This is a genomic window from Acinetobacter sp. WY4, assembly GCF_018438165.1.
GTDB lineage: Bacteria > Pseudomonadota > Gammaproteobacteria > Pseudomonadales > Moraxellaceae > Acinetobacter.
In genome coordinates, this window is record NZ_CP053947.1 from 1,794,175 (window position 1) to 1,816,381 (window position 22,207).

The window sequence follows — 22,207 nt, forward strand, 5'->3', positions numbered from 1 at the left end:
CCTTTCGCCTAAAAAGCTCGCAGATTGCGGGCTTTTTTGTTGATTATTTTTTACACTTTTCATTTATAAAAAATCTCTTTATCATAGAGTTGCTTATAAAAAATCTAATGAAAACAAAGGAAAAATAATGAGTAATACAATTCAGGATTCGGGGTGGAATGCATCAGGACGTTTTGGGCGACGTTCTTATATCGCATGGAATATGCTGCTGGGTTTTTGCTTTATGATCATCGGGATCATTGCTGCTTTCATTTTACCTGGAATGAGTCCAGAGACTTTAGATGGTAAAATGTCCATGCCTTTAATGGTGCTGTTGGTTTTGATCTACGGCGTTGCGATTTATTTTAGCGTGATTTTTTTAATTCGTCGTTTACATGACCGTAATCATAATGGCTGGCTTTCTTTACTGATTTTTGTGCCGGTCGTAAACCTTGTCTTTACACTTTACCTGTTATTGGCACCCGGTCACAACGAAAGTAATGAATATGGCCCTCCACGCACGACACGTGGCTGGGAAACGCTTTTGGTGGTGCTGTATCTGGTACTTGCAGTTATTTTGGCAGCCTTTGCTGTCCCTGCTTATCAGAATTATGTTGAACGTGCTCAACAGGCGCAGATCGAACAGAGTAGCTATCACACTGATTAATCCTTGTTAAATTTTGCATAAAGCCCATTCTGCATGGGCTTTATTTTGCCTAGAACAGCAAAAGTGATTAAGCTGAACGCATTCATTTCATGATTAATGCGTATGGAACAGCGGCTGGACATTTTACCAAGCAAGGAACAAATTCAGGCCTTTCCTGTATTTCAAAATCTTCCGATGCAACAGATTCAGGTGATTAATAGCATGGAACAATGTTATGCTCTTGAACAGGAGCTAAAAAGCCATGCAGTCCTGGGTTTCGATTCTGAATCCAAACCGACCTTTAAAGTTGGTGAGGTTTCTACCGGGCCACATCTGATTCAGCTGGCCACTTTAGATAAAGCCTATTTATTTCAAATGAATGATTCGATCTGGGATTTTCTTAAACCGATCTTTGCCAGTCGCGAGCAGATCAAGGTCGGTTTTGGCCTGAAAAATGATGCGCACCTGTTCCGTAAAAAAGGCATTGAACTGAATAGTGTGATTGAACTGTCCAAATGTTTTAAAGCTTTTGGTTTAAACAATCCGGTCGGATTAAAAAATGCCATGGCTTTGCTATTTCAAGTAAATTTTCCTAAATCCAAACGGATTAGTACCTCGAACTGGGCCAGCAAGAAGCTCAGCCCGGCACAAATTGATTATGCAGCCGCAGATGCCTACGCGCCCGTGCTGGTATTTGAAGAATTACTACGTCGGGATTTATTACCCAGAGAGATTCCCAATACTTCATTAAAATTAAGAATCCGTCCTTCATCGACGGCTTAAGTGCTTCATTAGGATGCTGGTCACAGCAACTTGATGTACGTATGAAAGTTGTGTTGAGCGCGTTCGTTGAGAGAGCTGTGACTTTAGCAGATCTTATCGCTTCGATTATCGACCAGCTCAGTACATGACCCGTTGTGGAAAATCTGATCTCCATTCAAGAGACGGATCATTAAAACCATTAAAATAAATGACCTCACTGCTACCTATCTATGGACAGGTTTTCTTTATTCATACCGTTTAAGAGTTAGAAATTTCGACTTTATTTGCTAAGATGAATACACTCAAATTCATTCTAAAGATTAAGCAAGGAGCGAAAGCATGCTGATCATCCCTGCAATTGACCTGAAAGATGGCAAATGTGTCCGTTTAAAACAAGGTCGTATGGAAGACGATACCGTATTTTCAGACGATCCGGTCGCAACAGCACAGCATTGGGTAAATGAAGGCGCTCGCCGCTTGCATTTAGTAGATTTAAACGGTGCTTTCGCAGGTACGCCAATCCATAAACCAGTGGTTGAAGCCATCGTCCGATCTCAACCTGATTTGCCGATCCAGATTGGTGGTGGTATCCGTTCTCTGGAAACCATTGAGCATTATCTGCAAGCCGGTGTTTCTTTTGTGATTATTGGCACCAAAGCAGTTCAGGATCCTGAATTTGTTGAAGAAGCATGTCAAAAATTTGCTGGCCACATTATTGTGGGTATTGATGCCATGAATGGTATGGTGGCAACAGATGGCTGGGCCAATGTGACTGATGTCAAGGCTACTGACCTGGCGAAACGTTTTGCCGATGCTGGTGTGTCGAGCATTGTCTATACGGACATCGCGCGTGATGGCATGATGCAGGGTGTGAATATTGAGCAAACCGTGAATCTGGCGCAATACTCAGGTTTGCCTGTGATTGCATCTGGTGGTGTGACCAACTTGGATGACGTACGTAACCTGAAAGACCAACCAGGTATTTTAGGCGCAATTACCGGTCGTGCGATTTACGAAGGTACATTAAGCTTGCGTGAAGCACAGTTGTTGCTAGATGAGCAACAGGCGCTATAATTAAGCTTGCTGTAAAAGAGGTCTTCGGACCTCTTTTTTATTTTTTAATTTTCTGATCTCCTGGCATGTCTACACTTATTTCCAAAAATCACTCCGGCTGGATGGTGAAAGCGCCGCAACTCGCCCTGATCCTGATCACCATTATCTGGGGCGGCAGTTTTATTACTGTGCAATACGGGCTAAATTTTAGCAGTCCGATTATGTTTGTCGGCCTGCGCTTTGCTGCGGCAGCGCTTGCTGTCACCCTAATTTCACTGAAGTCGCTAAAAGGCATGAACCTGAAAGAGGTGTTCGCTGGCGCGGTAATTGGGATCATGATCGCCATTGGCTACGGCACCCAAACTGTGGGTTTGCAGACCATCAGCAGCAGTGAGTCGGCTTTTTTAACGGCCTTGTATGTTCCGCTGGTTCCGATCCTGCTCTGGCTCATGTTCCGTAAAAAACCGCATGTCATGACCTGGATCGGAGCGCTGTTTGCCTTTATCGGTCTGGTGTTTTTGACAGGAAATGGTTTTGCTGCGATTCAGCTCAGTTTCGGGCAAACCCTGACTTTGCTCGGTTCGATTGCGATTGCACTGGAGATTATTTTTATCAGCCATTTTGCCGAGCAGGTGAATGTACGCCGGGTCACAGTGCTGCAACTGATTTTTGCCTCCCTGTTCTGCTTTATGATCGCACCTGTTTTAGGTGAATCTCAGCTACCTGAATTTCACTGGCATCTGGCAGGGATTTTAGTCAGTTTAGGCATTGCCAGTGCCTTGATACAACTGGTGATGAACTGGGCGCAGCGCATGGTCGATCCATCACAGGCGGCAATTATCTATGCTGGCGAACCGGTATGGGCAGCCCTGTTTGGCCGTCTGACCGGAGAACGGCTACCTGCACTCGCGCTAGTCGGTGGATTGATGGTGGTACTGGGCGTGATTGCCAGTGAATGGAAACCAAAGTTTTTAAGAAAACAACCAACAGAAGAATTAAAGCAAGATCTTTCTTAATTCCGCTAAATCCCCCTTTAAAAGGGGGATTTTTTTCTTTAAGGAAATACGGCTAAAATTATTTGCTATACATCGGTCTATTGTCATTTAAGCGCATGATGCCGCGAATCGCCCGATACACAATCCAGATCCAGGCCAAAACCACCACCACTAAACAGAACGCCGATGCGCCAAATGCGACCCCTGCAAACAAGTTAGGATCTTCGCCGGTAAAGAACAAAAAGAAAAATGGAATAAAGGCGACGATATTCCAGAACAGATACCACCAGAAACTGCGGATCTGCCAGGTAAAATGGCTTTCAAAGATGGAACCGCGCACATCGCGCCGTTTCACATAGTTAATGATTAGCGCCACGACAGCCAGCAGGCCAGCACTAAAAATGGCCACAATATATAAAATGTACAGTGCAAAAGTCAGTGTACGGTTTGAGTCTTTATCAATGGAATAGTTCACGTCCCCTCCTGGTACTTCCCCTAGATATTTAAACTATTCAACGGGGAAATCAGCCATATAATCAAAATGATGTTAAAGGCTATGGTACAAAAATATATCTGCCGGAAAGGTTGTTTTTGTGTTTTATGCCGTAATTTCTGCTGTGCCAGCCAGGCTGCCGGCCAGCCGCCTAAGAAAGCCACCAGATGCAGAGTGTTTTCCGGAATACGGCGATTACCCAGCTGTGCCGCTTCCTTATCTTGCGCATAGAGCCAGTAGCTGAGCGCATTCATCAGGCTGACCAGCAACAACACCAGTCCACTGAGTAAACCGCCCAAGGTCAAAGCCACCAGAAAAAGAATATAGAGCACACAGGCAATCTGCATCGGCTGTAATTTCTGTGTCTGCTGTGGCTTGGACGGTTTGAATTTTGCTTGCAGGCTTTTGGCTTGTACTGCTTTCAAGTACATCACTTGTTGCGCACGATAACGGCCGCGTTCATCCAGAATCACCAGATAATCCAGCGCACAGCCCACGATTGGACGTGGGCCAGGCTTGGCAAAGTCCTTGATATGCAGAAATACGCGATCTTTGGCCGGATCACTGGGCTGGATAAAACCATAGCCTTGGTCATCAAACCATTCCACTAAGCGTCCCTGATCGCGCATATTCCCTATCCCTGTTGATTTGATTGTTTAAGCGGTGACGAATTTTAAGCGTTCAATCAGCATATTACGCATTTCGTCCGGATTTTTTTGCAAAATATCTTCGCCAGTACGGCCTAATGCTGCATTACGCTGAGCCACCTGCAGACGCATCATCCAGAACCGTCCTGCTGCCATAGCCAGATACAATTCCAGACAAGCGCGTTCATCACTGGTTAAAGAACGAATCGTTTCATAGGCATTTAAAAAGGCAATCGCTTTTTCTTCGTTTAAGATTACGTCAGGATATTCGGTACAGAAGTCATTTAACGTAATGGCGATATCAAACAACCACTCATCTTTATTCAGCTCATAAAAATCCAGAATGCCATTCAGCTGATCGCCATCAAATAAGGTATTGTCACGGAACAGATCCGAATGAATGAAACCACGTGGACGATCCGGATATACCGCCGTCAACGCCTCATATAAACCTAATAATTTACCGAGCAAGACTTTATCTGCCGGACTTAAACTTGGTTTAATCTCTTGAGAAACGGCCAGCCAATAGGCATGATCACGCACAAAATTACGTTCTAATTTAAAGTCTTTGAGTGCCACATGCATTTTCGCCTGAGCCACTGCAATCGCTTCAACCTGCGCGACGGTAGATGGCATCGGATGTTCACCCATCAGGCGTGGTGCAATCTGTGCCGGTTTATCTTTAATGCTGTGAATGGCTTTGCCTGAATGGGATAAAGGCACTGGAACGGCCAACCCGGCGTGACCCAGATGTTCTAAAACAGGAACCAGCTCACCTGCTGCCTGTTCATCCATATCTTCAAATACGGTCAGCACATATTGCTGGTCTTCGCAGACTAAAAAGTAGTTGGTATTTTGAATACCGCCTTGAATGGGAATCAGATCAATCACCTTTAAACCATAAGGCGCCGCAAAATCCTGAACTTCCTTTAAAGTCAAAGTGGTATAAACCGACATAGAAAACCTGCGAAAAAACTTACATAATTTTGCTAGAATACCGTTTCCATCTGCCAAGGTGTAGCGCTTGCGTGGGTGAGTTTCATAATCGGCTGTAATAATTGGAAAAATTTATGCTAGCTAAACGTATTATTCCTTGTCTGGACGTGGATAACGGCCGCGTGGTCAAGGGTGTCCAGTTCCTTGATATTCGTGATGCGGGTGACCCGGTCGAAGTGGCGCGCCGTTATAATGAACAAGGTGCCGATGAAATTACTTTCCTTGATATTACCGCTACACATCATGGACGCGACACGACTTACCGCACAGTAGAACGCATGGCTGAATCGGTTTTTGTACCTCTGACTGTCGGTGGCGGTGTACGTAAAGTCGAAGATATCCGTCTATTACTCAATGCCGGTGCAGACAAAGTCAGCATCAACTCGGCTGCGATTTATAATCCCGAGTTTGTGCAGGAAGCGTCTCAACGCTTTGGCGCGCAGTGCATCGTGGTTGCAATTGATGCCAAAAAAACTGGCGACCACAAATGGGAAATTTTCACCCACGGTGGCCGTAAAGAAACCGGGATTGATGCGATTGAATGGGCTGTGAAAATGGCTGACTTCGGCGCAGGTGAATTACTGATTACTTCGATGGATGCCGATGGCACCAAAGCCGGTTACGACATTGCCCTGATGCGTGCCATCAATGACCGCGTCACGGTACCGACGATTGCTTCTGGTGGTGTGGGTAATTTACAGCATTTGGCGGACGGCATTATCCATGGTGGTGCTGATGCAGTACTGGCAGCTTCAATTTTCCATTTTGGCCAGCACACCATTCCGGAAGCCAAAGCCTATATGGCAGCCCAAGGTATTGAAATGCGCCTTTAAGCCGTTTTAGATGATGATTTAATTAAAGAGTGTTTTTATAAACACTCTTTTTTTATGCCTTAAATAAAACAACACAGCAAATACGGGACAAAAAAAAGGAGTCTTTCGACTCCTTATAAAACCAAGATAAGACTACAGCACTTGGTATTCAAAATAACTCATTACACCCAGAAACATTATCAGTATGAGGCTTTGCTCACCGACGTGAGCAACTATAAGTGAAATCCGCAGGACAATATTGACAATACAATCGTATTTTATTGACAAATCACGACAAAGCCCTATTTTACTCCATAACCTGCGTATTTAACTGCTTCATTACCGTATTTTTTGCAGTATTTTTTATCATTTTAGAGGAAGCATCGGCCGATTTAACCGGAAAATATTGTTCTGCCCAGCGGTTCAATTTTTTCGAGATCGGTGCAGGCAAGCTCAAACCTAAAGGATTCTGTTCCTGCAAATCTGCCGAGGAAATCACACGGGTACCGAGCAGATAATCAAACCAGGGCTTGGTGACGCACCAGTTGGCATCCTGATTACTATTCATATGATGATCATAATGCCAGGGTAATTTCTTTTTGGCCCATTCCGGTTCCAGATGAGCCCGGCGATGTAAATAATAATAGTTGCCTGCACTATATAAGGCAGCCAGTGACATGCCTTTGGAGAATGGATAAAAACTGAGTCCAAAAACGGTCGCGACCACTGCCAGTGATGCAATTTCATTGCGGGTACGCCAGTTGTCCAGTCCTTCTACATAGCCGAAATCGGAGAATTCTGTTTTGCGCACAACCCGGTGGTGCTCCCAGTGTGAGCGCATACTCTCGGGTACCGGACTATAACGGCTCTGTCCCGGCCGGTGAACACCATGTAATACATATTTATGTGCAAACCATTCAAATCCATTTGCGACGACAAGTCCTGCCAGAAAACCTTTCCACATAATCTTTTACCTCTTGGTCTATTTTTAATATAGGCTAAATAAAAGACTAGATATTGACCAAAATATTCAATATGATTGACAAAATACGACAAAATAAAAGAATTAAAAATGCTGGTTCTAAAAAACTACGTAGGTTCAGTATACGGTGGTTTAGGACATTTACTTTTGGACTATTATCAGTTGAAACAGCTTGAAGTCCCTGAGAAATTATTGGCCATTCAAAATCTGGAACGCTTTGATTTCGCCTTGTGGCGTGATCTGTTAACGACACTTGATCAACAGCTGCAACGACCGGCTTTAGGCTTGGAAATCGCCCAACTGGTTGAAGCTAAACACCTCGGTATTATTGGCTATCTGGCACTCTCAAGTGAGACCTTGGGTGAAGCCTTTATGCGCTATCATGATTATCATCGTCTGATTTATGATGGTGGCCCACTTCAGCTGCAATGGCAAGGCGATTATCTGTCGATTGGCTGGGTTGAAGTTCCCTTTCATCTGAATACCCAACTGACCGATGAAATCGCGATTGCGCTAATGACGGAATTCGTAAAAGCCAATATTCAGAGCCCGCACGGGGTTCAGTTATACGAGGTACATTTCCAGCATGCAATGCCTAAAAATATTGCACTCTATGAGCAGTATTTCGGCTGTAAAGTCCGATTTTCTCAAGCCAGAAATCAGGTATTAATGCATGTCAGTGAACTGTCCAGGCCGCTGAAACAGGGCGACCAGACCTTGCAAAAACTGCTGATGCAACAGGCCAAAGCATTATTAGAAAAATTTCCGTACTCCACTCTGGTAGATCAGCAGCTGCAACAGGCGATTCTAATTGGCCTGCAAAAAAACCTGTTCCAGATCAAACATATTGCCGAGCAGATGAATTTTTCCGTGCGTCAGTTACAACGCCATTTACAAAAACAGGGCAAAACTTATCAGCAATGTATGCAGGAGATTCGCTGCATGCTGGCTATGCAATATCTGAAAGATCCGCACTTGAGTTTGCAGGAGACTGCCATGTTACTGGGTTATTCTGAACAAAGTGCGTTTCAGCGTGCCTTTAAGCAATGGACCCAGCTGACACCGCAGGAGTGGCGCCAACAGAATATGCCAGCTGCTTAAACTACCAGCATGTTCGTTTGATATACGGGCTTCAAGCAGGGTTGACGATTTTAATCCCTGTCCCCTATCACCTGATGATAAATATAAAAATAAGGACTTAAAAAATTGATAAATATCTTGGCGAATTGCTCGGCACATTCTGGCTGGTGTTTGGAGATATTACGGGAGCAGAGAAATTAAGCTTTTCAATAAAAGCCTTCTAAAAAGTCAGGATTTCTAAATACCATTTTTCTGCATGTTTCACATGGAGCATGCAGATCATCGCGCTTAAAAATGCTTATAAAAATGGATTTTCAATTTCATCCAGATCATCACGCTGAATTTTTTCTGGCAAGTCCGGCGTGTTTTCTAGTTGTTGTACCACATCATTCAGAAAAGCCTGCAAGGCTTTGGCCACTTTCAGTCCCTGCTGATCCTTGGTGATTTGCAAGTTGCCATACAGGCTGACGCAGTCTAGATCATTTTCCAAAGTCAGATCATGAATGGCATGGGATTCACTGCCATTTTCAAATGCTTTAAACATATCCTCTTCACCTGTCTTTGTTATTTTTCCATGAACGTCTGATGTCGATGCTACCCGAATCCCGGTTTTTTCAGCAAGCTTATTTCAACAGCTGCAAAATATATTGCAACAAGGCATCAATCAGCTGTTTTACGATGGCATCTTGTGTCGCGTTGTCTATCGCGCCACCAGTCGCTGAGGAGGTCGAGCTGCCTGAACCAGAAGACTTAAACTCGCGTTGTAATGCCTGCAGGTTTTCTTCAGAAACCTCTTCGGCACACTGGCTTTCTGCATCCCAATTAGAGTATTCAATTTTCTGGTTGGCTTTTACGGCATTTCCGGTCAGTGGTAGCTTATAGGTATTGCGCTTCTGCTCTTCGGTAAGCTGCGGAAACAGGTTAATTCCAAGCTGTTCTTCTAGATAGCAGACACTGACAATACGCACTTTGAGTGAATTGTCATTCGGTGCATAGTAAGCACCAATAGCACCAGTTTTCGGCATATAAACTGCCTTATAGACCGCAGTTGGCACAATTACGCCATTGCCAATGGTTTTCAGCTTCTTCCCGGCAAAGACCGGCCCGGTCACCACATAGACATCCTGTTTCTGCTTGGTCACAATGGCACGAGTGGCTTCTTCCAGCTCACGCCAGACTTGCTGATTATTCTTGGGCGCTTGCGGCACCATATTGGCCAATGAAAAACTGTCAGACTGCGCAGCCTTGTTAGGCATATCCGCATTCGGCGCCATATGACCGCGGTCATAACCTGAACCACGATAATCCGCCAATGTGGCACGATGCTTCGCACTGACCCGATCTTCTTCATGAAAATTATCTTCACGGGGAATTTTCTGGCTTAAGCGTGCTGGCGTTAAGGCTTCTGCAACCCAAAGTGGCGTTTTAGATACCCCGGAATAACCGACATTAAAGCCATTAAAACACAGTGAATAGCTGTCTTTTTTCAGACTGTCTTTCATCAAATATGGCGGCACATCCCGATAAAATTGGTTCAGACAGGCAGAATCACTGGAAGAGGATAGTGACACCCACTGACTGATTTTTTCCTGGCCAAAAGCGATGGCGAAGCTACTCGAAGCCACCACGCCCAGAATGACTTTAATACTATTATCATTTAAAAACTGAAAAAAAGAGTTCTTGGATTTACGCTGCTTCTTGGCCATTCTTACACGTACTTTTTAGATCAATACAGATTTTGACCGAGCTTAACAAGCTGTATAAGTGAAGTATATCTTGGCTCTACCATTCGTTTACTAAATAAACAATAAGTATCTAAAACCCCAGCTAGTTGTAACAAACTGTCTAATTTTATTTCTTTTTAAATGAGGTTTCTCGGTGTTTGCGTAGCTTTGTTTGGCCCAGTGGATTGAGTATGTAAAGCTAACGGCCTATCTCAATTCGTACAATTATTAGCAATGGTGTCAATCATGAATTCCAAACTCTCTAAAGCATTAGGTTTAGGATTATTCACAAGTGTGATCAGCGTAGCTGCATTTGCTGAGCCACCGGTTCAACCAGGTGAAACACTTGAAAGCTTGTCTAAAGCTAAAATTAGTACCAAGGTGAATGGTCAGGAAGCCTCTTTAGAAAGCTTGGTGAACTCTGGTCAGATTCGTCTGGTCGATCCGCGTGCAGCAGCACCGCAACCAGCCATGCCAAACACACAGGCACCAATGCCCAATGATCCAGCAATGACTCAGGCACCAAATTCAGGTACTGTTTCTCCTCAACCACCTGTCACAGAACCAGGTATGAATGAAGCAGAGGTGCCGGCCAATCTGGTTGAACCAGCCACTGAATCAGAAGTAGAAGCCAGCACGTCTATGACGACGCCTCAACAACAACCAACACTGGAAGAACAACAAGCAGCTGTACCAGCAATGTCTGAAGAGCAACAGCAAGCAGCTATTGCTTCAGAACAACCGATGCCTGAAGCACAGCAACAAGCGGCTGTGACTGAAGCAGATGTGAGCAATGAACAAACTGAAATTGCAGCTCAATCTGATGCAGAGCCAGTACTGATGGAAGAACCTTTGAATGCTGCACCTGAAGTGCCGGCTGCGGTAGAACTCGAACAATAATCTGAAACTCATTTATTTATTGTTTCTCTCATAAAAAAACCAGAGTGTGCCTCTGGTTTTTTTTATGCTTTTTATTTTATTTACATCTGAATCTGGGTGCCCAGCTCGACCACACGGTTGGGTGGAATTTGATAGAAATCACTGACCGGACTGGTATTGCGCTGCATAGAAATAAACAGCTTTTCCCGCCACGGTGCCATGCCCTCACCCACAGTATGCATAATCCGTTCACGTGAAATAAAGAAACTGATCTGCATCAGGTCATATTCAAAATCCCATTGCTCATAGGCCTGTTGTAAAGCTTCCGGAATATTCGGCTGATCCTTAAAACCATAATAGATAAACACCCGGTAAAAATGCTCACTCAGTTTTTCCAGTTCAATCCGGTCCTGCCTGTCAACAAAAGGAATATCCCGGGTAATCACCGTCAACATGATATTGCGTTCATGCAAGACCTTATTGTGCTTAATATTATGCAACATGGCATGCGGAACAATATTGGGTGTACCGGTCAGGAAAATGGCATCGCCTGGCACAAACTTGGTGCCTTCCCCCATCGAAATACTTTTAATAAACAGATCAATCGGCAAGGCATCCTGTTCCAGCCGGTTCAGTACCAACGCACGCCCGTCTTTCCAGGTCATGAGAATCGTAAACAGTACCGCACCAATCAGAATTGGCACCCAGCCACCCGAAGCGATTTTCAAGGACGTTGAGGCCACAAAGACTAAATCCAGTGCCAGGAAGGGTACAGCAAATAACGCTACTTTCCAGACCGGCCAACGCCAGAAGCCATAGGCCAGAATCGAGATCAAAATGGTGCCGCAGAGCATGGTCATGGTCACCGCAACGCCATAAGCACTGGCCAGATTGGCACTATTTTCAAACAGTAAAATCAGGATCAGCACCGAGATAAACAACATCCAGTTAATGAAAGGCAGATAAATCTGGCCACGCTCCAATGCAGAGGTATGCTTGACTGACAGGCGCGGCAAATAACGCAATTGAATGGCTTGATTGACCATAGAAAATACCCCAGTAATGACCGCCTGTGAGGCAATCACCGCCGCTGCAGTCGCCAGTCCAATCATCGGAAATAAGGCCCAGTCGGGCAGCAGCATATAGAAAGGATTCGCCAGTGCTTCAGGACTACGCAGTAACAAGGCGCCTTGCCCGGCATAATTCAGCAATAAACATGGCAAGACAATAATGAACCAGGCCAGACGAATCGGCAGACGGCCAAAATGCCCCATATCGGCATAAATCGCTTCACCCCCAGTCATGGTCAGAATCACCGCCCCCATGGTCAGAAAAGCCACATAGGGCTGATCGACCACAAAATGATAGGCCCAGTAGGGATTCACCATCCAGAGTACAAACGGGGTCTGAATAATACTCCACAAACCAAAACCGCCAATCGACAAAAACCAGAGCATGGTTAAAGGTCCAAAAAACTTGCCCATCGTGGCTGTGCCGTGTCGCTGAACCATAAACAGCCCGGCCAAAATCCCGATGGATAAAGGCACCAGCCACTGATTGAAAATGGGTGTGGCAATACTCAGGCCTTCAATGGCTGAGAGCACGGAGATTGCCGGGGTAATAATCCCGTCACCGAAAAATAACGATGCGCCGACAAAGCCCAAAGCAATCAGGAATATTTTCTTTTGATCAGAGATTCGTGTGGTACGCAGGTTTAATGCCAACAGTGACATGATCCCGCCTTCGCCGTTGTTATCAGCACGCATGATTACCATGACATATTTAAAGCTGATGGTAAGCATCATGCACCAGAAAATCAGGGACAGGATACCGAGTACAGAAGCTTCGCTAATGGCGAGATGTGCGGTGAGGAAGCATTGGCGCAGTGCATAGAGCGGACTGGTACCAATATCTCCGAAAACGACCCCAAGCGCAGCCAGTGTAATCACCGGGAGAGCTGCCTTTTGTGCAGTGCTTTGCATATATTGTCTTCGTTTTTTAACAAGCATTTTTGCGAATCATAGCACCGCATTAAAAGTTTTTCTGCAAATCAATTGTTTCAGCTTGGCACAGCTGGTTTTTTTCGCTATTATCCTCGGCCTATGGTGAGGTGTCCGAGTGGCTGAAGGAGCACGCCTGGAAAGTGTGTAAACGTTTATAGCGTTTCGAGGGTTCGAATCCCTCTCTCACCGCCAGAATTTAAAAACCCGAATCACATGATTCGGGTTTTTTTATATTTAATTTTATCCATCATCCCATCAGCAAAAAAAATCATCTGCTTAGATCTTAAAATATTATTATCTATCGCCTTAGGCAAAGGCATTGAATTAATACCAGTCCTCGTTCATAAAAATCTTTTGCAACACAACACTTACGCTCAATTCTATTTTTAAAAATCTTCATTTTTCATCAGCCAAAAAACTGATGAATTGTGCAGTTTCTGTACGCCATTCATTTCAGGTTTTTATTTATGTGTTCAAACAAAAAACTGGCACAGAAATAGCTTAATTTTATTGTCATCAAAGCTATGTTATGTTGCTTATAAATCAACTAAAAGGAGAATAAAAACCACAGGATAGAAAGAAATAACCAAGTGAACCGAGCCATTCAAATTTGAAGTTAAAAAATAGATACACTGCTATTCGGAGAGCGAACATGAATAACAGCGCAAACTATGCCAAACAGATTAAAAATGCAAAACGTGGCGGTTATACCCCAACTATTGCCAAGGACATCAATAAACATAAAATTCAAAAAGCCTTGAGACTCATCGAACAGTGGAGAAGCCTCGCTCAAGAACTCAAACCTCAAATGCAGTTTGATATGGCCTTTACTTTAGAGGAATGTGCACAAGAATTAGATCGCATCCTGAAAAACAGATAAACCTTATAACCGACTCATATCCAGAACCAATCCTGTGCTTTCACCCTCGCCCATATCTGCACATATGGGCCATTTCTTTGCACATAATCAAAAACAGAACTTTTCATCCATTCGGTCAAAATAAACAAATCCTGCCGAAACAGTTTAAACGGTTATTTTTTGGCTTGCGTGACCCAAAAAAATCTGTAAAATGCACTCCACCATGCCGGCATAGCTCAGTTGGTAGAGCAACTGACTTGTAATCAGTAGGTCCACAGTTCGAATCCGTGTGCCGGCACCATATCTTAGCCTCGCTTTTAGTGAGGCTTTGATGTTTCTGGGTTTTAGTATTTTGAGCTGAGTCTTCTTGCACTTTCTAGTGCTTCGATTGTGCCGTCACTTGCACATATCTCACAATCCCTTCCTGATATAATTTTCGGCATAGTTTCGCTGTCATCTGAATTTTAAAATGATCCAGTTTTGAACCTTGAGCCTGATCATCTGATGCTTTTGAATTCAAAGTTTTTTGCACGTAATCCGCAAAGCCGGAAAATACCGGCTCGGACAGATCCTGAATCTGAATATTTTTAAATTCAAATCGATCCAGAAAGGCATATAATGCACCCACTGTCATTAAATCTTTTAAATTCACATCAGCAGATTTCAATAAAAACTGATATTTACGCCGTTGTAATGCATTTAAATTTTCCCAACGCTCGGACAAAACCAGATGATGAAAACCAATCCGCGCATTTGAATTTAAAACACTGCGGACCTGCTCCAAGAATACAGGCACAGGGCTGTGATAAGCCACATCTAGGCATAGCACCACATCAAAACGCTGGGAAAACAGCAATTCTTTTAAACGCAAAAATGACGCCTGATAAATGGCATTCAGTTCTGGCAAATGTTGCTGAATATTAGCCACACAGGCAGCCTGCAGCTCAACCCCGGCCAGATATTGCACCTGATAATGTTGCTGCCAGTGCAGCAAGCTGGCGCCCTGACCGCAGCCCAAATCCAGCAGTTTATCTTTTGAATTTAAATTTACAGTTTGCGCAAGGTGATCGGCCAGCATACGACAGGCAGCCGCATAATCCTGCTGACCGGCTTGCCAATACCCTAAATTGCTCCAGGGCAATTGCGCGTGATCGCCCAACACAGCGGCATCAATTGCATACTTGTGCTGGGGAAGATGCTGACGCAGTGCCTGAAGCCATTGCATGGATTAATAACCCAGTTGCGGAGCAACCTCAACCACAGGTTTTAAACCCTGAAATGGTAAAGGCGCACCAAAGATTTCTGCAATCTTCATCGCTGAGGTCACTGCCGATTCCAGAATCGGCAAACCGTCACATGACCATGAACCGCAGAAGAAGACCTTACGGTTGGCATCCAGATGACGTTGCTGCAATTCCTTATTCAGTGCCACCGTATTAGCATCGACGACTGCACGTGTCAGCATTACCGATTTGATCACTTTCTTCGGATCAATGTCGGTTACCGGACGCCAGGTCTGAAACACGGCCGACTTGCCAACCAAAGAAGGTTCAATCGAGTTAAGCCACACGGTAAATTGCTGACGAGTAAATTTACGGTCCATCATATAGCTGAGTACGGCCCAGTCTTTACGTTTTGGCGGCATTACGCTGGCATCGGTATGAATCACCAGTTCGCCTTGTTCGAATTTGAATTTCTTCAATAATTCAATTTCACTGGCGAATTGTACCGGATCCAGGAACTCCTCAATTTTGGTGGTCGGTGTCGCGACAATCACCCGGTCAAACAGTTTTGAATAACCGGCCGCATTTTCAACTTTGACCTGATCGCCCTGCTCTTGTACCAGTGTAATTGCTGAACCGTCTTCAATTTGAATGCCTTCAATCAGCTTATCGACCAACGCTGGTGTACCGCCTTGCAGACGCAGTAACGCATCGCCATCGGTTAATTGACGCAGAAAAATTAACAACGGTTTAGCTGGCCATTCACCAATGGTTTTCGGATTGCAGGTACAGATGGTATATAGCACCGGCATCACCGCACCGTGCCAGAACACTTCTTCAATCTCGTTACGATTGATAAATTCTGCCAGGCTGATGTCCTGATTTTTCGATTTAAAGAATTTGGTCAATGCAACTTTTAACTGCAACAGGCCTTTGACCAGACGCCAGCCATATTGTTGCAGGCCTTTCCGGTTATTGATGATCGGGATATTGCCAATTCGGCTACGCGATGTGGTCAGCCAGGTTTCAGTTTTATCTTCAAATAACCAGCTGCAGGCCATATAGGTCCGCACCGGATAAGTTTTAATGCCCAGATGTGTGGCTAGACTCAGGGTGTTTTTCCACAGATAGGGGTTCATCACACGTAAAGGTGCGTCAATCAGGCCCCCTTCAAATTCAAGGCTATGACTGTCCATGCCGCGACCTGGAAGTGCTTCAAAAATCGTGATGTGATGCCCTGCGTCCTGGAGAATTCTGGCTGTAGCCAGTCCGGCCATGCCACTACCAATTACTGCGATATCCAAACTGATCATCCGTCATTGAAAAACTACAGAAATTATGTACCATGCGCCAATCAAACAGGTTATTAAAATCTTCCAGAATATATATTTTTCGTAAAGGCCTTTTTGTTCAATTTCACCTGCTTTTTATTCATTTTTTTGCAGCAGTTAAAATTCCATCAAATATAGTATTTTATTTATATTTTTATTTAAAAGATAAAAAAATTACTTTAAAAACAAATAATTTAATTAACCATTTTTATAATCCTTGGTTGACAAAAACTTTTAAAATACCTATGATTCGCAGCATAAGAAAACCATAAATTCATCCGGTTCCATTCAGATGCGTTTATGCGAAAATTGTTTAAAACGACAAGAAACTACAGCGCCTTATAAAATAAAAGCCTCTGCGAAAGCAGAGGCTTCTTTGTTTTCAGGCCTGGTTGATCATGCAGCATGGTATTGAGCTTACTTTATTGCCTCTCATAAGCCGCTTAAAAAGCATAGAGTGCAATTCCTCAATCCTCATGTTGTTCTCAAATAGAAATCAAATGGCATGATTTTTTTGTCTAGAATTCATAAATCTCTAAACTAAAAAAATAAAAAAATCCAGCAACTTATGCTGGATTTTTTGCTTCAAAGAACTAGGTTTGAATTAGATTTTACCCACCAGTTCGATTGACGGCGCTAGTGTAGCCTCGCCTTCTTTCCATTTTGCTGGACAAACTTCACCTGGGTGCGCATGTACATATTGTGCAGCTTTCACTTTACGAAGAAGCTCTTGTGCATCACGGCCAATACCACCCGCGTTGATTTCAATGATCTGGATTTTACCTTCTGGATCAATCACGAAAGTACCACGATCTGCCAGACCTTCAGCTTCAATCAATACTTCGAAGTTTTTAGACAAAGTCCAGGTTGGATCACCAATCAATGGATACTGGATTTTACCAATCACGTCAGAGGTATCATGCCAAGCTTTATGGGTGAAATGAGTATCGGTAGACACGCCATAGATTTCTACACCCATTTTCTGGAATTCAGCATACTGATCAGCAAGATCGCCTAATTCAGTTGGACAAACAAAGGTGAAATCTGCAGGATAGAAAAACACCACTGACCATTTTCCTTTCAGGTCTTGCTCAGAAACTTCGATGAACTGACCATTGTGGTAAGCAGTTGCATTGAATGATTTGATTTCAGTATTGATTAAACTCATGAGATATTTCCTCTGGCTTATTTCTGGGATTGCTTATCTTGTGAAGCTAGAATACGAAAAATTTCAAAATAGGTAAAACCGCAAGTTTTTATAAAAATGATCGCTTTTTTAGATCATTAATTTCTATTAGTATTGTTAATCTCATTTATTTTCTCGATGCAGAGTTGTGCTGATCAAAAGCAAGATAATGCTTTAACACTTATGATTCTTCTAATAAGTCGGGCTTTATGCAAACTCAATACCAATCTTCAAGACATAAAAAACCCACCGCATTCAGGTGGGTTTTAATGATGATTTACCGTTCTAATAGATCAAAATGGTAAGTCATCATCTAGATCTGCTGCAGGCGCTGCTGTTGGAGCAGGTGCAGATTTCGGCGCAAAACCACTCGGGTTATTGTTGCCATAACCGCCGCCCTGATTGTTGTTAAAACCGCCTTGCTGTGGCGCTGAACCATAACCCGATTGCGGGTTATTGCCATAACCGCCTTGGTTGTTGTTCGCCTGATTATTGTTATTAAAGCGTGGCTGGTTAAAGCTGCTCTCGCCCTGATCGTTTTGAGGACGGCTAGAGTCTAGCATCTGCATTTGCTCACCACGGATTTCTGTCGTATAGCGTTCCTGACCATTCTGGTCAGTCCACTGACGGGTACGTAATGAACCTTCAATATATACTTTTGAGCCTTTACGAAGATATTGCTGCGCAATTTCACCTAAACGGTTATGCAACACGATACGGTGCCATTCCGTTTGTTCTTTACGTTCACCGGTACTTTTATCTGTCCACGAATCGCTGGTTGCGATCGAGAATTGAGTGAGAGAGCCACCATTTGCAAAAGTTTTGGTTTCCGGATCTTTACCCAAAGTACCCACTAAAATAACTTTATTTACACCACGCATTTGCCGTTTACTTCCTATATATTTCTGTATTTTACTTTATAAGAGTTATGCTTAAATGGCTACCTCTTTACCTAACAAGTGCGTTAATTGTTGTCGCGAAGCATCATCAATCTGCTGTTTATCGACTTTTACATAGGCAACTTGCTGTTCAGACATCACCACGACCTCTTCAATACCACGAATCGCCAAAAGCTGAGAAGTCCATTCGTCAGTTTGTCTGCTTTCCGGCAATCGCAGTACCAGCGATGACAGATAGCGTGGCTGAGCCAGGCCAAAACTCATCAGCAGCCAGATGATCGCGATTCCTGTCAGGATACTCCAGCCCATCGAGGTATTGTTTAGCAGCAGCAATTGTCCGCCAATCATACCGCCAAAGAAAGCCCCTAAAAACTGGCTGCTGGCATTTACGCCCATTGCCGTCGCTTTGGACTGGATCGGTGCCGCTTTCGACAACCAAGACGGCAACAGGGCTTCCATCACATTAAAGGCAATGAAGAACAACCCTAAACCAATCAGCAAGACATATTTGGATTCAAAACCAAATGCCATCACCATTAGACCCAGAATAATGCCAGTAATGGCTACCAGAAAAATCGCGCGCATTTTGTGATATTTTTCTGCCAGGATAATACTTGGAAAAGCAAAAAACAGGCTCAGTACCAACAGCGGCAAATATACCCAGCCATGGCTAGAAAGTGGCAGATCAGCAAATTCGATCAGCTGCGAAGGTACATAGATAAACATCGCAGTGAGCAATAAATGCAGGGTAAAGACCGACACATGCAGACGATTCAGATCCCCGATTTTGATCACCTGTTTCAGCTGAGCCAGATAACCTTGCTGAAAGTTTTTATGATGCCGCGTGACTTTCGGCACCATCAGCAGCATGGCAATCGCCGCCAGGCCCATCACCGTAGTCACCCAGAATAATCCCGAGATGCCCACCAGACCCGTTAGCCAAGGCCCCAAACTAAAAGCCACCACAAAAGACAGGCCGATACTCATGCCCATCATGGCCATGGCTTTCATGCGGTTTTCTTCACGGGTAACGTCTGCCAGCAGTGCCATCACCACAGCGGATACCGCACCACCACCAGCGATTGCACGGCCGATAATCACGCCATAAATGGTGTCCGACATGGCCGCAATTGCACCGCCCAGCGCAAATAATAGCAGCCCTAAAACCACCAGTGGCTTACGGCTGTAACGATCCGCAATCAGGCTGAATGGAATCTGTAACAGTGCCTGGGTCAGACCATAGACCCCGACCGCCAAACCGATCAGTGCAGGCGTCGCATATTGATATGCCTGCCCTGCCACAGAAAACACCGGGATAATCATAAACAACCCCAGCATGCGCAGTGCAAAAATACTGCTCAGGGCAAAGGTTGAACGACGTTCTAAAGCATTCATCATAAATTATGGCGATTGGGTTAATTAATCTGGAGCCCAGATTATAGGACATTCAGCTCATTAATAAGATATGAATTTTATTTGAAATAAAGATGATGCCGATCTAAAAACAAAAAAGCGCAGCCGGAGCTACGCTTTTCATTCAGGGACAGCGCTTTATTTGTCTAAAGCCGCCTGACGTTTCTTGTACTGAATCGAGGCGAATACTGCCCAGACAATAAAAGCCACACCGATCAGACCGGTCACCACTTCTGGTACATGCAGACCGGTTCCGCTGGCAATCATAATGAAAGCCAGTGCACCGATGGCATAATGCGCACCATGTTCCAGGTAGATATAGGCATCCAATGTGCCCTGCTCAACCAGATAAATCGTCATTGAACGGACAAAGATCGCACCAATTGCCAGACCCAGCATGATGATGACCACGTCTGAGGTAATCGCAAAGGCACCGATCACGCCATCAAAACTGAAAGAGGCATCCAGGACTTCTAGATAGAGGAAACCACCAATACCGGCTTTGACTACACCCGTCGGTACGCCATTTTCATCATGACGAATGGCATTGCCTTCTTCATCGACTTCCGGTTCACCACCGAGCATATGGCTCAGAACCTGCACCCCGATATAAATCACGATGCCCCAGATCCCGGCCATAGTCACTGCCAGACGTTTGGCTTCATCGACATTGGCTGCCATGATTAACAAGGCCACCAGTGCAATAAAGACCGACATCGCCGGAACACTGGCCAGGTTAGATAAACGGCGTTCTACGCGTCTGAACCAGTGGGTATCCTTTTCTTCATCCAGGAAGAAATTCAGGAATACCATCAACAGGAAGGCACCACCAAATGCCGCAATTTCAGGATGATGTGCCATTAAACGTGCTGAATATTCTTTCGGATCATTCAGGGCCAGACGTACCACTTCCATAAAGCCCAGGTCTGCAGTCACTGCAACAATGACCACTGGGAAGATCAAACGCATCCCGAAAACTGCAATCAGAATACCGACTGTCAGGAACAGCATTTTCCAGAAATGATCCCAACCCCGTAGGACTGAGGCATTGACAACCGCGTTATCAAAGGACAACGACACTTCCATAATCGCCAGAATAGCGGTAATGGTCAGCGCTGTGAGCATGGTTTGCAGGCCTGCGTCAGGACCATGGGTATAACCCCAATACGCAGACAAACCAAGACACACGATCGAAAATGCAATCGAGAAACCAAAATGTTTCAACATACACAACGACCTTGGATAAATTAAATAAATGTATGGCTGCGAGAGAGCAGCTATACGAATAGGAAAAGTTAAGCTAATTATGAAACTTTTAGCGCATAAACCAAAGCACTTCCTGAGCTGTTTTATCTTATTTTCTGTTTTTAAAATTTGCCGATCTTTTAAACAGCCCGATCTTTGCTATAGTGCCGCATGGTTTAACTTGAACTGCGAAGGATTTTCAGCATGAGTTTTTCACAAGAGGTATGGCAACGTAATCTCGGACTTTATCAGAAGACCCTGGCCCTGCCCTTTAATCAGCAACTGGCGCAAGGTACTTTAAGCCGTGAAGCCTTTAGTCATTATGTGATTCAGGATGCGCATTATTTACTGGCCTATGGCCGTGCACTGGCCGTGTGTGCCGCCAAAGCTTTTGAAGCGGACGATGTAATCCAGTTTGCCGAGGCAGCCAAAATTGCGATTGTGGTGGAACGTAGCCTGCATGATGGCTTTATGCAAGATTTTGGCATTAGCAAAGAGCAATTTGAGCAGACACCGTTGACGCTGGCATGTCATCACTATACTTCTTATCTGACTTCGACCGCCTGGTCAGAAAGCTACCCGGTGGTGCTAGCCTCGTTGCTGCCTTGTTTCTGGATTTATGCCGAAGTTGGTAAAGATATTGTCGACAACTCTGCGCCGAATAATCCGTATCAGGCTTGGGTGGATACCTATTCAGGAGAAGAATTCCACACTGCGGTGCGGAATGTGATTGCGACCGTTGACCGTGTTGCGGCGCGTGTTGATGCCGATACACTAGAAAAAATGCATGCAGCTTATACGCATGCGGCCCGTCTGGAATGGTTGTTCTGGGACAGTGCCTTTGAGCAACGCCAGTGGCCTGGTCTGGATGAATAAGACGGACGAATAAAAAAAGCCCTGTTTAAGATAGGGCTTTTTGGTTATAGCTGATCAAAAAATTTCTACTGTCATAAACCGATCATAAAAACGGCTTAGTCTGAAAAAAACAAGGATAGAACTG

General features: G+C 44.4%; 22 protein-coding genes and 2 tRNA genes. 11 read left to right on the forward strand and 13 right to left on the reverse strand.

Annotated features, from left to right (window positions below; genetic code table 11):
• The first annotated feature begins 127 nt into the window (after nt 1-127).
• The 4 genes from G4D73_RS08455 to G4D73_RS08470 all read left to right on the forward strand — a co-directional run bounded on the left by G4D73_RS08455 (nt 128) and on the right by G4D73_RS08470 (nt 3,456).
• The gene (locus G4D73_RS08455; protein WP_005105402.1) at nt 128-646 is read left to right on the forward strand and encodes a DUF805 domain-containing protein; all 519 of its coding nucleotides are present in this window, start codon (nt 128-130) and stop codon (nt 644-646) included.
• 102 nt (nt 647-748) lie between these two features.
• Nucleotides 749-1,408: a 3'-5' exonuclease gene (locus G4D73_RS08460; RefSeq protein WP_213686520.1), complete on the forward strand. Its 660-nt coding sequence runs from the start codon at nt 749-751 to the stop codon at nt 1,406-1,408.
• A gap of 318 nt (nt 1,409-1,726) precedes the next feature.
• On the forward strand, nt 1,727-2,461 hold the full coding sequence (gene hisA, locus G4D73_RS08465) for a 1-(5-phosphoribosyl)-5-[(5-phosphoribosylamino)methylideneamino]imidazole-4-carboxamide isomerase (RefSeq protein WP_005095189.1): 735 nt from the start codon (nt 1,727-1,729) through the stop codon (nt 2,459-2,461).
• 65 nt (nt 2,462-2,526) lie between these two features.
• Nucleotides 2,527-3,456, forward strand: coding sequence for a DMT family transporter (locus G4D73_RS08470; RefSeq protein WP_213686521.1), 930 nt, complete (start codon nt 2,527-2,529; stop codon nt 3,454-3,456).
• A gap of 58 nt (nt 3,457-3,514) precedes the next feature.
• Here the strand turns inward: G4D73_RS08470 and G4D73_RS08475 are convergent, their stop codons facing one another.
• From G4D73_RS08475 to G4D73_RS08485, 3 genes are read right to left on the reverse strand one after another with little or no spacing between them, the layout of a single operon-like run.
• On the reverse strand, nt 3,515-3,910 hold the full coding sequence (locus G4D73_RS08475) for a DUF4870 family protein (protein ID WP_004729233.1): 396 nt from the start codon (nt 3,908-3,910) through the stop codon (nt 3,515-3,517).
• Between the two features lie 20 nt (nt 3,911-3,930).
• Nucleotides 3,931-4,557, reverse strand: a complete 627-nt coding sequence (locus G4D73_RS08480) for a DUF1294 domain-containing protein (protein WP_213686522.1) — start codon at nt 4,555-4,557, stop codon at nt 3,931-3,933.
• 27 nt (nt 4,558-4,584) lie between these two features.
• Nucleotides 4,585-5,532, reverse strand: a complete 948-nt coding sequence (locus G4D73_RS08485) for a homoserine kinase (protein WP_004647285.1) — start codon at nt 5,530-5,532, stop codon at nt 4,585-4,587.
• Between the two features lie 113 nt (nt 5,533-5,645).
• Between G4D73_RS08485 and hisF the strand changes: the two genes are divergently transcribed.
• Complete coding sequence (gene hisF / locus G4D73_RS08490; RefSeq protein WP_004647284.1) at nt 5,646-6,404, forward strand: imidazole glycerol phosphate synthase subunit HisF; 759 nt, start codon at nt 5,646-5,648, stop codon at nt 6,402-6,404.
• Between the two features lie 286 nt (nt 6,405-6,690).
• Here the strand turns inward: hisF and G4D73_RS08495 are convergent, their stop codons facing one another.
• Nucleotides 6,691-7,347: a hypothetical protein gene (locus G4D73_RS08495; RefSeq protein WP_213686523.1), complete on the reverse strand. Its 657-nt coding sequence runs from the start codon at nt 7,345-7,347 to the stop codon at nt 6,691-6,693.
• A gap of 108 nt (nt 7,348-7,455) precedes the next feature.
• On the opposite strand from G4D73_RS08495, the gene G4D73_RS08500 reads away from it, so the two are divergent.
• Nucleotides 7,456-8,466 (forward strand): AraC family transcriptional regulator, encoded by a 1,011-nt coding sequence (locus G4D73_RS08500; protein ID WP_213686524.1) that lies wholly within the window; start codon nt 7,456-7,458, stop codon nt 8,464-8,466.
• 277 nt (nt 8,467-8,743) lie between these two features.
• Here G4D73_RS08500 and G4D73_RS08505 read toward each other — a convergent pair whose 3' ends face one another.
• Together G4D73_RS08505 and G4D73_RS08510 are read right to left on the reverse strand one after the other, a co-directional pair.
• A complete protein-coding gene (locus G4D73_RS08505; RefSeq protein ID WP_004278666.1) occupies nt 8,744-8,989 on the reverse strand; it encodes a hypothetical protein in 246 nt (81 codons plus the stop codon).
• A gap of 79 nt (nt 8,990-9,068) precedes the next feature.
• Nucleotides 9,069-10,151: a DNA/RNA non-specific endonuclease gene (locus tag G4D73_RS08510; RefSeq protein WP_180180831.1), complete on the reverse strand. Its 1,083-nt coding sequence runs from the start codon at nt 10,149-10,151 to the stop codon at nt 9,069-9,071.
• 264 nt (nt 10,152-10,415) lie between these two features.
• Here G4D73_RS08510 and G4D73_RS08515 point away from each other — a divergent pair, with 264 nt between their 5' ends.
• A complete protein-coding gene (locus G4D73_RS08515; protein ID WP_004278668.1) occupies nt 10,416-11,069 on the forward strand; it encodes a hypothetical protein in 654 nt (217 codons plus the stop codon).
• 80 nt (nt 11,070-11,149) lie between these two features.
• On the opposite strand, the gene G4D73_RS08520 is transcribed toward G4D73_RS08515, so the two are convergent.
• A complete protein-coding gene (locus G4D73_RS08520; RefSeq protein WP_005105382.1) occupies nt 11,150-13,030 on the reverse strand; it encodes a potassium transporter Kup in 1,881 nt (626 codons plus the stop codon).
• 122 nt (nt 13,031-13,152) lie between these two features.
• Between G4D73_RS08520 and G4D73_RS08525 the strand changes: the two genes are divergently transcribed.
• The 3 genes from G4D73_RS08525 to G4D73_RS08535 all read left to right on the forward strand — a co-directional run bounded on the left by G4D73_RS08525 (nt 13,153) and on the right by G4D73_RS08535 (nt 14,211).
• A tRNA-Ser gene (locus tag G4D73_RS08525) sits at nt 13,153-13,243 on the forward strand.
• 460 nt (nt 13,244-13,703) lie between these two features.
• A complete protein-coding gene (locus tag G4D73_RS08530) occupies nt 13,704-13,931 on the forward strand; it encodes a hypothetical protein (protein WP_004647282.1) in 228 nt (75 codons plus the stop codon).
• A 204-nt stretch (nt 13,932-14,135) separates the two neighbouring features.
• Nucleotides 14,136-14,211, forward strand: a tRNA-Thr gene (locus tag G4D73_RS08535).
• Between the two features lie 75 nt (nt 14,212-14,286).
• Here the strand turns inward: G4D73_RS08535 and G4D73_RS08540 are convergent.
• The 6 genes from G4D73_RS08540 to G4D73_RS08565 form a co-directional block, all read right to left on the reverse strand.
• The gene (locus tag G4D73_RS08540) at nt 14,287-15,135 is read right to left on the reverse strand and encodes an SAM-dependent methyltransferase (protein WP_213686525.1); all 849 of its coding nucleotides are present in this window, start codon (nt 15,133-15,135) and stop codon (nt 14,287-14,289) included.
• A 3-nt stretch (nt 15,136-15,138) separates the two neighbouring features.
• Nucleotides 15,139-16,446: an FAD-dependent oxidoreductase gene (locus G4D73_RS08545; RefSeq protein ID WP_005250386.1), complete on the reverse strand. Its 1,308-nt coding sequence runs from the start codon at nt 16,444-16,446 to the stop codon at nt 15,139-15,141.
• Nucleotides 16,447-17,068: 622 nt separating this feature from the next.
• On the reverse strand, nt 17,069-17,632 hold the full coding sequence (gene ahpC, locus G4D73_RS08550; protein WP_005108116.1) for an alkyl hydroperoxide reductase subunit C: 564 nt from the start codon (nt 17,630-17,632) through the stop codon (nt 17,069-17,071).
• A 311-nt stretch (nt 17,633-17,943) separates the two neighbouring features.
• Complete coding sequence (gene ssb / locus G4D73_RS08555) at nt 17,944-18,531, reverse strand: single-stranded DNA-binding protein (RefSeq protein ID WP_004281391.1); 588 nt, start codon at nt 18,529-18,531, stop codon at nt 17,944-17,946.
• Nucleotides 18,532-18,582: 51 nt separating this feature from the next.
• Nucleotides 18,583-19,947 (reverse strand): MFS transporter, encoded by a 1,365-nt coding sequence (locus tag G4D73_RS08560; protein ID WP_035340698.1) that lies wholly within the window; start codon nt 19,945-19,947, stop codon nt 18,583-18,585.
• Nucleotides 19,948-20,100: 153 nt separating this feature from the next.
• The gene (locus G4D73_RS08565; RefSeq protein WP_180180826.1) at nt 20,101-21,189 is read right to left on the reverse strand and encodes a DUF475 domain-containing protein; all 1,089 of its coding nucleotides are present in this window, start codon (nt 21,187-21,189) and stop codon (nt 20,101-20,103) included.
• A gap of 222 nt (nt 21,190-21,411) precedes the next feature.
• Here G4D73_RS08565 and tenA point away from each other — a divergent pair, with 222 nt between their 5' ends.
• Nucleotides 21,412-22,083, forward strand: a complete 672-nt coding sequence (gene tenA, locus G4D73_RS08570; protein WP_004729210.1) for a thiaminase II — start codon at nt 21,412-21,414, stop codon at nt 22,081-22,083.
• The last annotated feature ends 124 nt before the right edge of the window (nt 22,084-22,207 follow it).